General features: G+C 54.2%; 10 protein-coding genes and 1 pseudogene. 2 read left to right on the plus strand and 9 right to left on the minus strand.

What is annotated here, in order from left to right:
- Positions 1–37 precede the first annotated feature (37 nt).
- From WX88_RS21000 to recA, 4 genes are all read right to left on the minus strand, one after another.
- On the minus strand, positions 38–1,093 hold the full coding sequence (locus tag WX88_RS21000) for a sensor histidine kinase (protein WP_046246393.1): 1,056 nt from the start codon (positions 1,091–1,093) through the stop codon (positions 38–40).
- Between the two features lie 122 nt (positions 1,094–1,215).
- A complete protein-coding gene (locus WX88_RS21005) occupies positions 1,216–1,911 on the minus strand; it encodes a response regulator transcription factor (RefSeq protein ID WP_197076881.1) in 696 nt (231 codons plus the stop codon).
- A 276-nt stretch (positions 1,912–2,187) separates the two neighbouring features.
- Positions 2,188–3,006 carry a DUF3108 domain-containing protein gene (locus WX88_RS21010; protein WP_072053069.1) on the minus strand — a complete coding sequence of 273 codons (819 nt, stop codon included), beginning with the start codon at positions 3,004–3,006 and terminating at the stop codon, positions 2,188–2,190.
- 188 nt (positions 3,007–3,194) lie between these two features.
- Complete coding sequence (recA, locus tag WX88_RS21015) at positions 3,195–4,292, minus strand: recombinase RecA (RefSeq protein ID WP_046246394.1); 1,098 nt, start codon at positions 4,290–4,292, stop codon at positions 3,195–3,197.
- Between the two features lie 318 nt (positions 4,293–4,610).
- Here recA and WX88_RS30970 point away from each other — a divergent pair, with 318 nt between their 5' ends.
- A complete protein-coding gene (locus WX88_RS30970; protein WP_197076882.1) occupies positions 4,611–5,720 on the plus strand; it encodes a hypothetical protein in 1,110 nt (369 codons plus the stop codon).
- A gap of 69 nt (positions 5,721–5,789) precedes the next feature.
- Here WX88_RS30970 and WX88_RS21025 read toward each other — a convergent pair whose 3' ends face one another.
- Positions 5,790–6,344 (minus strand): GNAT family N-acetyltransferase, encoded by a 555-nt coding sequence (locus WX88_RS21025; RefSeq protein WP_156176322.1) that lies wholly within the window; start codon positions 6,342–6,344, stop codon positions 5,790–5,792.
- 174 nt (positions 6,345–6,518) lie between these two features.
- Between WX88_RS21025 and WX88_RS21030 the strand changes: the two are divergent.
- Positions 6,519–7,418: pseudogene (locus WX88_RS21030) on the plus strand (SDR family NAD(P)-dependent oxidoreductase).
- A 140-nt stretch (positions 7,419–7,558) separates the two neighbouring features.
- Here the strand turns inward: WX88_RS21030 and WX88_RS21035 are convergent.
- From WX88_RS21035 to WX88_RS21050, 4 genes are all read right to left on the minus strand, one after another.
- Complete coding sequence (locus WX88_RS21035) at positions 7,559–8,026, minus strand: hypothetical protein (RefSeq protein WP_156176323.1); 468 nt, start codon at positions 8,024–8,026, stop codon at positions 7,559–7,561.
- Positions 8,027–8,060: 34 nt separating this feature from the next.
- The gene (locus WX88_RS21040) at positions 8,061–9,017 is read right to left on the minus strand and encodes an AAA family ATPase (RefSeq protein WP_046246397.1); all 957 of its coding nucleotides are present in this window, start codon (positions 9,015–9,017) and stop codon (positions 8,061–8,063) included.
- A 127-nt stretch (positions 9,018–9,144) separates the two neighbouring features.
- A complete protein-coding gene (locus WX88_RS21045) occupies positions 9,145–10,536 on the minus strand; it encodes a peptidylprolyl isomerase (protein ID WP_046246398.1) in 1,392 nt (463 codons plus the stop codon).
- Positions 10,537–10,771: 235 nt separating this feature from the next.
- Positions 10,772–13,087: a peptidylprolyl isomerase gene (locus tag WX88_RS21050; RefSeq protein ID WP_046246399.1), complete on the minus strand. Its 2,316-nt coding sequence runs from the start codon at positions 13,085–13,087 to the stop codon at positions 10,772–10,774.
- Positions 13,088–13,339 lie beyond the last annotated feature (252 nt).

The following is a 13,339-nucleotide window of genomic DNA, read 5'->3' on the forward strand; positions in this document are numbered from 1 at the left end:
GATATACCCTGACCCCTAAATCAACCTGAGAACCGCTCTAAGTGCCAGCTTTGGGCTTGCTCAGTTTAAATTCCAGAGTGGTACCCTCGCCCATTGTACTTTTTACTTTGATATTGGACTTATGGGCTTCCACAATATGCTTGCTGATGGCCAGGCCCAACCCCGAACCTCCCGAGTCGCGCGAGCGGCTTTTGTCGATGCGATAGAACCGCTCGAAGATGCGACCCTGGTGTTCGGGAGCAATGCCCGCACCGTCGTCCCGCACAGCAATGCGCACGAAACGGCTGGTTTCGACAAGTGCGACCACTACCCGTCCGTGGTCGCGGCCATACTTGATAGCGTTATCAATCAGATTCACCAGCACTTGGCGAATGCGGTTGCGGTCGGCCACAACCGAGATGCCGCTCTCCGGCAGCGAGGGCGGAAATAATTCGAGAGCAGTCCCGCGGCGAGCGGCTTGTTGCTCCAGCAACTCGAAGATTTCTCGTACCAGTGTTATTAGGTCGAAGCGCTGGCGTCGCATCCGCACCACGCCTTTTTCGAGTTGGGCAATGGTGACAAGGTCTTGCACCAACGCATCCAGTGTATCGAGGCTAGCGGCGGCTTTGCTCAGGAATTTGCGACGGGTGGTTAAGTCAATTTCGTCGTCTTCGTCGTCAAGAATAGTGTGCACAAAGCCTTGAGCAGCGAAGAGAGGTGTTTTTAGCTCGTGCGAAACATCGGCCAGAAACTCGCGGCGCAGGGCTTGCAGGCGCACCAGTTCGTCCAATTCCTGCTGGCGGCGCTCAGCCATGAGCAGAATTTCATCGCGCACCCGCTTCACCGGCTCGGGGCGAAAGAGAAACTTGTTGCTGAGCTTCTTGAACTCCTTGCGCTTGATGTGCTCCAGACCGGCATAGATACCGTTAATCTCCCGGAAAATCAGCGCCTCAAATGATAAGTAAACCAGCAGGAAGCATGCGGCTACCGTGATACCCGCCGCCAGAAAAGCTTCCCGAAAGGGCAGCATTGGCCCAAAATGGGCGTAAGTCGTGAGCACGCCCGCCACCAGCAGCGCAATAAGAATGGCAATGGTGCGAGAAGAAAGATTCATTACATTTAGCAATTAACATTTAGCATTTAAATAGGCGAAAACCCCTGACCGGAAAAGTACGGCCAGGAGTTGAAACAGCGCGCAAGGATGTTAAATGATAACTGTTAAATGTAAATGGAAAATTAATCGGCGTTGAACTTATAGCCTACGCCCTTAATGGTCTGGATGTGGTGGTCGCCCACTTTTTCGCGCACTTTGCGTACGTGTACATCCACAGTGCGAGCCAGCACGAATACGTCATTTCCCCAGATGTTTTGGAGCAGTTCTTCGCGGTTAAATACCTTATGCGGCGAGGCGGCCAAGAAAGCCAGCAGTTCGAATTCCTTCTTGGGTAGCGTGATTTTGCGGCCTTCCTGGTAAACGGCAAAGCCGGTCCGATCAATACGCAAGCCATTGATATCAATGGCATCGACGGTGGCGTGTGGGTCTTGGTCGCGGCGTTTTACGGCGGCTAAGCGGCCGAGCAGGGCGCGAGGCTTGATCGGCTTGGCAATAAAATCATCAGCACCAGCCTCAAAAGCAGCTACTTCAGAGAATTCTTCAGCGCGGGCAGTGAGGAACAAAATGTAGGTATCCTTAAACTTAGGTTGCTCGCGCAAGAGGCGGCAAGTGGCGATGCCATCAAGGTTGGGCATCATCACATCGAGCAAGATGATGTCGGGATTGAACTCAGCGGCGATATCCAGCGCCTTGCGTCCATCAGAAGCAGAAGCCGTTTGGTAGCCTTCTTTCTTTAAGTTAAATTCCAGTAGCTCAACAATATCCGGGTCGTCGTCAACTACGAGAATCTTGTACACGGGCGATTTGGAAGCAGTCACGGCGTTAAGGGCTTAAGTGAAGCAGAGCTTTGCTTCCACAAAAGTACCGCCGTCCGCGTCCCTGGCTATGTTACGTTTGTGTGACCGTCAATTTAAGGGATTTGATGGATAAGAAGGAATTGAGATAAAGCTAGTTTCACTCACTTCGCCTTGAAACACTTTTTGAGAAAACAGCTCTTCAAAGCAATTATAATTTGCCTTCTATTTTGTGTAGAGAGGGAGAACCTCAATAAATAGTTTATCAGCAGTTACCGGCTATTAGGGTACAATTCGTTGCTACTTTGCCATGTTAATCTTGTACTTCAGGCCCTGATACTTTACCATATCAACTTTCACGGTGCCCACAAACATTTCGGCCTGAAATAACACCGGAATCTTATTCCGGTCATCAGAGAGATACACCGAAATGGAGTTCTCACCACGAAAGAGCTTGTTGTTCGGCATTTTGGGCACTAGTTTGAAGGTGCGGATGTCGCCGGCTTTGGTCGCCACGGTTTCGCGACCCTTATAGGCTACTTCGAGCATAAGGTTGTCACCATCAAAGAAGCCTGGTATCTTAATAACCTCGCCTACTTTCATGCGGTCGAAGTTGATGGTACGGAGGTAATAAAAGCCACTTACCAACTCCAAAGAGTTGTTGGCTATCTTCACACTGCTACGCTTATCCTTGTCCTTTCTCTGCTCGTGCACTTCCGCAATGTCGTGGATGTGGTCAAAGTCGACCGTTTCCTTCTTGCGGTAATTCTTCTCGGCAATGTCGCGCTGGGCGCGTATGGGCAGAATGCTGGTTGTGTCGATGTAAGCCCGCCATTGGTCGCGGATGCGTAGGAAAAAATCGAACGAGCCGGTAGTACGCCCACTCACGGTGGCTTTGTAGCAAGGCCGGTCGTTTATGCGTTCCAAGCTGCCAGCAGTTTCAACGGTAGCTTCGCCACCATTGATGAGCCCGTAATGCACAGTATACTTGATGGTTTCGCCACGTCCGAAACTGGACTGTGGAACGCTCCGGACGGCATCGCCAGGACCCAAAGGTGACTGCGCGGCAGCCAGTAGCAACAAAATAGCAGGAGTAAATAAAAGCCAGCGGCGATTCATAAACAGAGCAGCAAAAGATTCAAGCAGAGCATAGACAAACGAAATGCCAGCCTGATATTGCTCAAAGATACGGACGTAAAAAAGCCCATTACGGTTTGCAATGGGCTTTCTTTATAAGAAGTTAAAGATTAGAAGTCAGGAATTAAGGTCACTTAGGTTTTGACTCTTGCCTCGTAACTCTTAACTGGTTACAACGTGTCGTCGCCATCTTCGGGGCCACTCATATCCACGGGGATAACATCTTCGTCGCCCTTAGCCATGGTGCGGATTTTGCCTTCGATTTCCTCCGCCAACTCGGGGTTGTCGAGCAGCAAGGTTTTCACGGCTTCGCGGCCCTGGCCAATTTTCTGGTCGCCGTAGCTGAACCACGAGCCCGACTTAGCAATAATGCCCATGTCGACGCCGAGGTCCACGATTTCCCCGACTTTGGAGATTCCCTGACCGTAGATGATGTCAAACTCCACTACTTTGAAGGGCGGCGCTACTTTGTTCTTCACCACTTTCACCTTGGTACGGTTGCCGGTCACATTGTCTTTGTCCTCCTTGATTTGGCCGATGCGGCGGATGTCGAGACGGACGGAAGCATAGAATTTCAGAGCATTACCACCTGTGGTGGTTTCGGGCGAGCCGAACATAACGCCGATTTTCTCGCGCAACTGGTTGATGAAGATACAGCAGCAGCCAGTTTTGTTGATGGTACCGGTGAGCTTGCGCAGGGCTTGGCTCATGAGGCGGGCGTGAAGACCTACTTTCGAGTCACCCATATCGCCTTCGAGTTCGCCTTTGGGCACAAGGGCGGCCACGGAGTCAATAACAATAATGTCGATGGCGCCGGAAGAAATCAGCTGGTCGGCAATTTCTAGGGCTTGCTCGCCGTTATCGGGCTGCGCGATGAGGAGATTAGTAGTATCAATACCAAGTTTTTCAGCATACGATTTGTCGAAGGCATGCTCGGCATCGATGAAGGCGGCCATGCCACCTTTCTTCTGCGCTTCGGCAATCATATGCATGGTCAGGGTCGTCTTACCCGACGATTCCGGACCGTAGATTTCGACCACACGGCCACGTGGTACGCCGCCAATGCCCAGGGCAATATCCAGGCTGAGGGAACCAGTGCTAATGCTCGGAATGTCGCCAACTTTGTTGTCGCTGAGCTTCATCACGGTTCCTTTGCCGTAGGCCTTGTCCAGCTTATCAAGCGTGAGCTGGAGGGCTTTCATTTTCTCGGCGGCGACGTTGGTTTCAGCCTTATCGGCTTTCGAGGCCTTTTCGGTAGCTACTGCCATTGGGGTTGGGTTATAAAAAAGGAGTTAGGTTTGGTAAAGTTAACCGATAAATAGCCAAATATGGCAAACGAATTAGATGGCCTGAGAAATCAGCACCTGGCCCGTTTCAGTCGGCTTTTTGTAACAGCACACCCCGTGGTTTCGTGCCGGAGAAGGGGGAAATTTATGAGAAATTTTCTAAAAATTTTAGTTTTCGTTGGGCTTGTGCTAATTAGGGTGGGAGAAGCGCAGGCGCAGTTGAATAATCAAGCATTCATTTCGCCCGAGCCCGGTGCCCTGAGGCACCTCCGTGCTGCCGATGCTGCGGTATCTACTGAAATGCTGACTGACTCTGTGGACAGTGATAACAGTGGCTTTAATGTAGCACGGGCATTATCTAACAGGGTTGATGCTGGTGACTTGCGACTGTCTCTGAATTCATTCACTTTTTTCAAAGACAACGAGTATTTTAATAAGATTGTGGATGGGTACACGCTGTTTGGCTCGCAGCTTAACCCCCAGCTTGTCTATTATCCAACTAAAGAGTTGCGTTTGGAGGCGGGGGTATTTCTCTGGAAAGATTTCGGCAACCCAGTGCTGCAACAGGTGCGACCCACGTACCGGGCCACCTGGACAACGGGCCATCATCAGTTCATTTTGGGTAATATCCGTCCTAATCTTAGCCACGGATATATCGAGCCGCTGCTCAATTTTGAGCGGGTAATTCTAAACCCCTTGGAAGAGGGCTTGCAGTACCGCTACCTCGGTAGCCGGCTGTTTGCGGATGTGTGGGTAGACTGGCAGCGCCAGCAGTATCGCTACAGCAATTACCAGGAGGAAATTGCTGGTGGCATTAGCAGCAGCTACCGCCTTAGTGGCGACGGTAGTAACTGGCACGTCTCCGTGCCGTTTCAGTTTACGGCCACGCACCAAGGAGGGCAGATTGACACGCTCAATAAGCCGCTGCAAACCTTATTCAACGCCGCCGCCGGACTAAGCGCCCGACGCGCTTTTGATGGTTCGAACGTGCGAGGGTTCCGCTTCAATGGTTACTTTCTTGGCTTCCAAGATAATTCTTTTACGTCCCGACTCCCTTATAAGTCCGGTCGTAGCCTGTACCTAAATACCACACTCGAAACCCGCTATGCCGACGTGATGCTGAGCTATTGGCAGGGGCAACGTTTTGTGTCGCCGTTGGGAGGCGACTTTTATCAAAGCGTCTCGCGTACGGTATCGAATCCAGATTTTACCGACCGTAACCGGCAAATTTTAATGGTGCGCCTGTTGCGCGACTTCCGCATTTCGGACGCGGCGGCCCTCACCGTGCGCGTGGAGCCAGTCTACGATTTCAATGCCAATCTCCTGGATTTCTCGTTTGGGGTGTATCTGAATTTCCGGCAGGAATGGTTGCTGGGCAATGTGGGCCGGCGCGTGCGTGTGGGGCAGTAGCACGGCTATCCAACTAAGGCGATAAATATTTCCTGCTGATAATTCGAGTAAGGTAATTTTCCCGTTTCATCAGGTATCACTGTCTCGCGTGAGCCAGAAGCGGCGGATGTTGCTCGGCGTATCCGCGTTGCGGAACCAGAGTGGGCGCTTGGGCGAGCTTTCGAGCTGGAAGCCGATAGCGCGAGCAACTGCCTGGCCGCGGGTGTTATTGGCAAAGCAGCGGATGAGCAGGCGCTGGCTGCCCACCGTACCGAAACCAAAGGCGACCACGGCCTCTAACGCTTCGCGAGCGTAGCCGTGGCCTTCGGCGGCAGCGGCCAGATAATAGCCGATTTCGGCTTGGGCTTTAGCCTGGGGCATGAGGCAGATGTCACCGAGGTAGGCATCGGTGGTGCGGTGCCAGATGCCAAACACGTAGAACCGACCCGATTGCCAGTCTTGCGCAAATGCGCGTAGGGCCACGGTGGCATCGGCGGGGACGCGCACAGCCTGGAGGCGGTCGGGGAAAGAGGCACGGAACCGGGGGCGGTCGGCATGAAGCAGGGTGAAAAAAGGCCCGGCATCGGTGAGTTCGTAAGGGCGCAAGCAGAGGCGGGCGGTGAGCAGCGGGGCGCGGGGCAACATGACGCAGAAATACGGAAAAAATGCAGCCGTAGTAACCAGGGCTTCGGTTGGAAAGTAAGAACCAAAACGGCCTGACTTCAGCGTCCAGCTCTGTTGAATGCGTGGCGTGGCCTCGGTTTTATCCTTTCCATTCGCCAAGCTAGCACTTGGCGGCTAACTAAACTAACAGAACCCATGCAAGGCAGACTCACAGGAAAAATAGCCATCATAACCGGTGCTGGCGCGGGCATTGGCGAAGCTATTGCTAAAAAATTTGCCCGCGAGGGTGCCGCCGTGATAGTGGCCGGGCTCCCCGAAGACCCCGTACAGGCGGTGGCCGAGGAAATTACGGCTGCCGGCTGCCAAGCCGTAGCCTTTACCGGCGACCTCTCGCACGAAGCCACTGCCCAAGCCTGTGTGCAAACTGCCGTGGGACATTATGGAAAGCTCGACGTGTTGGTGAACAATGCCGGGGCCTTTCCTGCCGCCGAAGAGTTGGATAAGTACCCGGTGGAGGCGTTCGAGTACATGGTTAGAAACAATATCTACACGGCTTTTCATATGACCCGCGTGGCCCTGCCGGAATTGAAGAAGACGCGGGGCAACATCATCATGGCCGGCTCGGAAGCCGGGCAGATGGGTGAGCCCATGAACACGCCCTATGGCGGCACCAAGGGCTTCATGCACGCTTTCATGAAAGGCGTGGCGACCGAGCAGGCCAAATAGGGCGTGCGGATGAATGCAGTCGGTCCTGGCCCCATCGACACGGCCTGGACCCATAAGGAAACCGGCCCGATGACCGCCAAAATGGAGAAGCAAACTGTGGACGGCGTGCCTCTGGGCCGACGCGGCACTCCCGAGGAAGTAGCCAACGTATATCTCTTCCTCGATTCGGATGAGGCCAGCTACGTAACCGGCGCCATTTATTTCGTTGATGGCGGCGTCACAAACTCAAAAGGCGCGCACGGCGCGGAAGTACCCAGCGACCTTAAAAAAGAGCCCGAAGGCGAATTGTTGCTTCTACACAGCAAGGACGGCCATACCGAAGTGCGTCACGATAATGCTGGCCGCATGGTAGGCCACGGTGCGCAGTGAGTAATACCGGCTTCATGCTGAGCTGAAGGCGCATTACCTACCCACATTGTAAGATTTATTCTCATAAGCTGGAATAAGTGCAAACAGGTCCGCCTCAAGTAACTGGAGCGGACCTGTTTGCAAAGCATTTTGATGCCTGATTACTTATTCACACCCTCATACTGGCTCGGGCTGCCTAGAGCCTGCTGTGTCCGCATGACATTCACTTGCCGAGCCGCCTCGTTGAAAAACTCTAGCCGGCGGATGAGCATTTCTTTCACTAAGACGCGGCCCTCGGGGGTGCGCATGGTGCCGCGCTTGTCGGCCAGCACCCGTTCCATGGCAGCCAGCGTCTGGCCTTCGTGCCGCATAAACTGTTGCTGGAACTCTGCTAGCCGGGCCACGCCGCTAGCGGTAAGGCGGAATTCTTCGCCGGCGCCCTGATTTAGCACCTCACACAGCACGTATACTTCAATGGGCAGGCTGGTTTCAAGGGCGGTCGTGCGTAGGCTGAGGCCAGCAGCCAATGCGTCGAGGATGATGCGCACGTTGCGCTCAAATTGCTGGTAGTAGGCTTGGGCTTCCACTCTATTGGTGCTTGGTTGGTGGTACTTGGAAATTGATGCCAAAGAAAATCAAGCACCACCAACCAAGCACCAGGGACTATAAAAGTTCTTTCACAATCTGTTCTACGCCGATGCCTTCAGCTTCAGCTTTGAAGTTGCGCACGAGGCGGTGGCGCAGGATAGGTACGGCTACGGCGCGCACGTCTTCAATATCGGGCGAATACTTGCCGTTGAGCAATGCGTTGCACTTGGCTCCCACAATAAGGTGCTGGGAGGCGCGGGGGCCAGCGCCCCACTCCAGCAGCTGATTAGTGCGGGGAGCGGCGCGCTCGGTATTGGGGCGGGTTTTGTGCACCAGATTAACCGCGTATTCTACTACATTGTCGGCTACCGGCACGCGGCGCACCAACTCCTGAAAGGCCTGAATATCGGCCGCGTGCAACACCTTGTTAACCGTCTGTTTGCGGTCGGAGGTCGTGTTTTTTACGATGTTCAACTCCTCAGCGTAGGTCGGGTAGCCCAACTCGATATTGAACATAAACCGGTCGAGCTGGGCTTCGGGCAGCGGGTAGGTACCTTCTTGCTCAATGGGGTTTTGGGTGGCCAGCACGAAGAATGGGCGGGCCAACGCGTAGCGCTGCCCGGCCACGGTTACGGCATATTCCTGCATCGATTCCAGTAGGGCCGCCTGGGTTTTGGGCGGTGTCCGGTTGATTTCGTCGGCTAGAATGATGTTAGCAAACACAGGACCTTTCACAAAGTGGAAATCCCGCTGCTGATTCATTGTCTCTGAGCCTACGATGTCGCTAGGCATCAAATCGGGAGTGAACTGGATGCGATTGAACGACAAATCCAGCGAGTCGGCAATGGTTTGGATGAGCAGGGTTTTGGCGAGGCCGGGCACACCCACAAGTAGGCTATGGCCCTGCGAAAACACGGCGGTAAGCACTAGCCGAACCACTTCGTCCTGTCCTACGATGACTTTACCAATCTCTTGGCGCAGCTTCTGGAAGGAGGCGGCCAAGGCATCGGCGGCTTCTTTGTCGTTGGTCATGTATAAAGCTCTTAGCTAGTAGCTGCCAGCTCTTAGCCAGCAGAAATTCTAATTTTGACGGGGAGTCGGCCAGCAACTCTAGCTGTGCCGACAGAAACTGCTAGCGGTCCGCCAGCAGCTCAAAAATCTACTTTTCCGCTACGTCCAGCACCTTGCACTGAGCGTATTCGGGGGCAATTTCCAGGTAGACTGTACCGCGGTTCTTGAGAAACCACTCGTCCAAGGCCTTGTTCTTTTTCTCGTTCAGGGCAGCGGCGGCAATCTTCTGATAGTCTTCCTGCAAGTTGGCTTGATGAGGCGGGGTATTCGATTTTAGCCACAGGATACGCATCGCATCCTTGCCGTCGTCGGTGCGGTAGGGCAGGGGCGGGGTGATGTGGCCCACCTTCATGGTATCAATGGTGAAGAAGATGGCTGGGTCAAGCTTGTCGAGGGGCAGGCGCGAGCTGCCGTCTTGGCGGTTCTGAAGCAGGCCGCCGTTGCCGCTGCTGGCTTTATCGGAAGAGTTTTCTTTAGCTGCCTTGGCAAAGCTGACGCTATCGGTCAGAATCTGACGGCGCAGCTTAGCTAGGGTTTTGGCAGCCTCACTGGCGTCAGCGGCGCCAGCTTCAGGTTTGAGCAGGATGTGACGCGTGGAATACGTATTGCCCTTGCGCTCAATGAACTGGATGAGGTGAAAGCCAAACTGGGACTGCACTACCGGCGACATCTGGCCGGGCTCCAGCTTCATCGAAGCAGCTTCATACTCCGGCACCAATTCTCCACGCTTAAAGAAGCCGAGGTAGCCCCCTTCCTTAGCCGAGCCAGGGTCTTCGGAGTATTGCTTGGCCAGCGTAGCAAAATCGGCGCCGGCCAGTACTTGCGCCCGGATGTCGTTGAGCTTGGCAATGGCGGCCTGCTTGGCCTTATCATTTACCTGAGCCGGTATCACAATTTGCCCTACTTCCACTTCGGTGCTGAAGTATGGCAGGCTGTCTTTGGGCACTTTGCTGAAATATTGGGCCACTTCGCGGGGCGTCACCGCCACCTTGCCGGTGATGGTTTCCTGCATTTTTTGCTGCGTGAGCTGGTCTTTGATCTGTGGGCGCAGGTCATCTTTCAATGCCTTGATGGGCTTGTTGTATTGCTCCTCAAGCCGTTTTTCTGAGCCGATTTGCTGCACAAAATATGCCATGCGACGGTCTACCTCGCCATTCACCTGCTGGTCGGTCACAGTTACAGAGTCTACTTCAGCCCGGGCCAGCATCAGCTTATTGAGTACCAGACTTTGGAGAATTTTGCACTTCAAATCCGGCGGAACGGGCTTGCCTTCGGCGCGAGCTATTTCTTGACCGTAGATAAGCTCCACATCGGAGCGGAGAACAATCTGGTTATCCACTTTCACCACAATACCATCGAGCAACTGCTGCCCCTTGGGCCGGCTGATGCCCAATTGGGCCTGGGAAGTGCGGGCAAAGCCCAGTAGTAGCAGCAGCGTAAGCAGGGCCGACGCCGCAGTGCGATTCACTTTAAAAAGCATAGAGTAATAATGTAAAGCCCAATGGCTAGGTGCCGGAGCTTGGAACACGCCGCATAACACACGAACGAGCCCACAAATTTCACCATAAATCCGTTGGCAGACAAAAACAAGGAGTCTGGTCAGGTTCGGATGGTTGCAGAGTAGCACAAAGCCTTTGCCTCGTGGGCCCGCATCGGTCGAAAGGTGGTTTCAACGGCGTGGGCCCGCGAAGCAAAGGCTTTGTGCTATAGCCTATTTACTTGGTGACTAATTTATTTACTTCAGCCTCGTTCACCTTCACTGGGCGAGCAGCGCGCATTTGCGTAATCCACTCTTTCTCCAGATAAGTCTGATAGTCGGAAGTGGCTTGGCCGCGGGCTTCGGCGAGGGTTTTCGGGCCCGCGGGAAGGACCTTGGTGATGGTCACGGCGTAGTAGCGGCCGTCTTTCTGCACGTTGTAGGTACCCGGAGTCTTGTCCATTAAGTCATCGACCACTTTATTGTCACCTTTCTGGAAAATGCGCTGGCTGATTTGCACCGATAGCGGATTTTGCTCGTTCAGCCCGGCTTCAATGGCGGTGGGGCTACCGCTTACCAGCGCAATCTGCACACTGCCATCAGCGGCGGGAGCTGCTTGCACCACTTTGCTGATGCGGCGGGCAGCCACACCCCGCCCCCGCAGGTAGCGAGCGGCGGAGTCGGTGCGGGCGCGGGCCAGACTGGCTTTTTCGCCCTTCTTCACCCGGCCAGTAAGCGTAACACGGGAAAGCGTGTCTTGGAGCATGGTTTTGGCTAAGTCACTTATCGCCAAGTTACCTACTTTAGTAAAAAGGGCTTTATCAGAACTAAAGCCTACAGACTTCGGGACGTTCTTGGTTATCGGGAAACGAGCAGCTTTCACCTCTTTCTGAGCGCGAGCCAACAGTGCGGGGGTAGCTGCGTTTATCACAGTGCCTTGCACGCGCTTGTCCCACTGATATTTGTCCTGATTAGCGGTGAAGTATTTCTTGAGTCCGACCGTATCCTCAATGGCTTTGCTCCATACTTTCTCATCCATCAACTGAAATAGGAGAATGCCGTCGCGGTATTCCTTCACCAGCATGCGGTAATCCTCATACTTGGTTTCCAGGCTATTTTTCTCGAACTCGGTCAGCGACTGGTCTACGTATTGGTCGTAGAGTTGCTGCATGGCAAAAGCTGGCTGCGCGCCGGTGCGGGGCCGCTGGTTTTGCTGCACGTAGGTCAGGAAGTCCTTTACTAAGTAAGGCTTGCCCTTGATAGTGAACAGGGTCGAGTTATCAGTGGGCGTTTTACTGCCTTTCGCTACTGCCGTGGGAGCTGTGTACTTATAGCGGCCAGCTACCAGGGTAGTATCCGCCTTGCTGAAAGCATACGTTTTCACGGCTGGAACTTCCACGAACTGGTCTTCTTGGCGCACGCGCTTTAGGAAGGCGGCCTTGTTCAGCTCTGAACGCGAATCCTTGGCTACTTTGCTCTTCAGGGTCGACTCAACATCGGCGAACTTGGCCAGTGGCTGGCGCTCAATCAGCTTGATAACGTGCCAACCATAGGGCGTTTGCACCGGAGCGGCAATGTCGCCGGGCTTTTGGAGCTTAAAGGCTACCTCCTCAAAAGAAGGAATCATGCGGCCTGTACCAAAGGGCGGCAACTCGCCCCCGTTGGCGGCCGAGCCGGCATCTTCCGAGAACTGGGCCACGAGCTTGTCCCAGTTTTCACCTTTCTTCAGGCGGTTGTACAACTCATCAATTTTCTTCTTGGCGGTGAGCGAGTCGGCCTTGGCGGCGTTGGCGTTCATCCGAATCATAAGGTGAGCCACCTTGATTTCGCCCTGCGCGGCCCGCTTGTCGTTTACCTTGATAATGTGGTAGCCAAAACGGGTGCGGATGGGCGCTGAAACCTGACCCACAGACGTTTTGTAAGCTGCCGACTCGAAGGGGTACACCATTTGCATGGCGGTGAAGTAGCCCAGCTTACCAGCGTTTTCCTTGGCCGACGGGTCTTCGCTTTCAGTGCGGGCAAGTTGGGCAAAATCGGCCCCGCCCAGTACTTGCTGGCGGATTTTCTCAATTTTCTGGTAAGCGGCCAGTGTGTCCTGCGGCGCGGCATCAGGCGCTATCCGGATGAGGATGTGCGAGGCATTGACTTCCTGGCTCATGCGGTCGTAGGCTTCACGCACCAGCTGGTCGGTCACGCTTTTCTCGGTCAGGTAGGGCTGCGCGAGCTGCTGGCGGTAGCCGTCCAGCTCCCGCTTGAAGGCTTGGGTAGTATCGAGGCCCTTCTGCTCGGCTTCCAGCACCTTGAGGCGGAAGTTTGTGTACAGGTCCAGGTAATCGGTCACGCTCTGGCGAGTGCCATAGTCGGGGGCTGAGCTATTGTTTTTGCGGTACACGTAGGCAAACTCATTGGCCGGAACCGGGTAGTCACCCAGCGTTTCGACGGCGGGGCCGACGGCGGTAGAACTCGTACTGGCCGTGGTAGCCGGTTTAGAAGTCTGGCAGCCTGCCAGCAGCGTAACGACGGCAGCGCCGACGTACAGAATGCGTTTGTGCATAGTAAAAAGAAGGAGACGACAACACCGCGCCGAAAGAAATCAATAGCGCGGGCATGAAATTATCGGTGCGAAATTAACTAATTTCCGGGGGGAAATAAGCAAGTAATTTCCGCAGAGCCCATGAGCAAGGCTCTGGGACACTGCCGGGCCTTTAATCAATAGAAATCAAGGAGAAGTTTACTGGCCCAAGCAAGAGCAAGCCCCCTCCCGGATGTACCAAGAGGGGGCTTGTCGGGCAATTGAAGCGCTGAT

Source organism: Hymenobacter terrenus (assembly GCF_000972495.1).
Lineage (GTDB): Bacteria > Bacteroidota > Bacteroidia > Cytophagales > Hymenobacteraceae > Hymenobacter > Hymenobacter terrenus.